Origin of the sequence: Photobacterium obscurum, from assembly GCF_026191635.1 — a bacterium.
Lineage (GTDB): Bacteria > Pseudomonadota > Gammaproteobacteria > Enterobacterales > Vibrionaceae > Photobacterium > Photobacterium obscurum.
This window is the reverse complement of the sequence record NZ_JAKRRW010000055.1, coordinates 1-1,205: the sequence shown is the minus strand read 5'-3', so window position 1 is coordinate 1,205 and position 1,205 is coordinate 1. Positions and strand designations below refer to the sequence as shown.

Genomic DNA, 1,205 nt, shown 5'->3' with positions numbered 1-1,205 from the left:
TGTATTAGTTCCGACTAGATCTGACACTTCAATTTGAAAAGAAGAGAGTTACCCACTTTGATTAAAGGTGCTGAATCCGTAATCAAAGAAACTAAGAGGTAACTCTCATGCTTCATACTAGCAATCCAATCATCAAACACAAAGCTGGTCTTCTCAATCTTGCAGAAGAACTCGGCAATGTATCAAAAGCCTGCAAAGTTATGGGCGTATCAAGAGACACTTTCTACCGCTACCAAGAGCTGGTTGAAACAGGTGGTATTGATGCTTTAATCAATCAAAGTCGCAGAACACCAAACTTAAAGAATCGTGTGGATAGTGAAACTGAACAAGCTGTTCTCAAGTACGCCATTGATTTCCCTGCTCACGGGCAAGTTAGAACGAGTAATGAACTGCGCAAGCTAGGCGTGTTTATCTCTCCAAGCGGCGTTCGTTCAATCTGGCTTAGGAATGACCTTGAGAACTTCAAGAAACGACTTATAGCGCTGGAAAAGCAGGTTGCCGAAAACGGTATCATCTTAACGGATGCACAAGTTGCAGCATTAGAGCGCAAAAAGCAGGATGATGAGGCTTGTGGCGAGATAGAAACGGCTCATCCTGGATACTTAGGCTCTCAGGATACGTTCTATGTTGGCAATTTAAAGGGAGTCGGCCGTATCTACCAGCAAACGTTCGTAGATACCTATAGCAAAGTAGCGTTCGCCAAACTCTACACCACAAAAACGCCTATCACTGCTGCCGATATGTTGAATGATAAAGTATTACCGTTCTTCGAGTCACACGAGCTACCAATGCTTCGAATACTGACTGACAGAGGCACAGAATACTGTGGCCGCGTTGAGCAACATGACTATCAGCTTTACCTCGCCATTAATGATATCGACCATACGAAAACCAAAGCCATGTCGCCACAAACGAACGGTATCTGTGAGCGCTTCCATAAGACGATATTAAACGAGTTCTACCAAGTTACGTTCAGAAAGAAACTGTATGGCTCGATGGAAGAGTTGCAGAAAGATCTGGACGAATGGATGGACTACTACAACAATCATCGTACTCATCAAGGAAAAATGTGCTGTGGCAGAACGCCAATGGAGACATTAGAAGATGGGAAATCAATCTGGGCCGAAAAGAATCTAGCCCAGATTTAATCTGACAGGCACCGAGTCAAAAATGGGTAACTGTCAGATCAGGTCTGAATTAGTACA

General features: G+C 43.7%; 1 protein-coding gene. It reads left to right on the top strand.

The window, feature by feature from the left end:
• Window positions 1–107: 107 nt before the first annotated feature.
• Entirely contained in the window at window positions 108–1,148 is a 1,041-nt protein-coding gene (locus MD588_RS25865) for an IS481 family transposase (RefSeq protein ID WP_265700511.1), read from the top strand.
• The last annotated feature ends 57 nt before the right edge of the window (window positions 1,149–1,205 follow it).

Excerpts from the sequence above, each read along its gene's own strand:
- MD588_RS25865 (WP_265700511.1), top strand. The coding sequence starts at position 108 with ATGCTTCATACTAGCAATCCAATCATCAAACACAAAGCTGGTCTTCTC.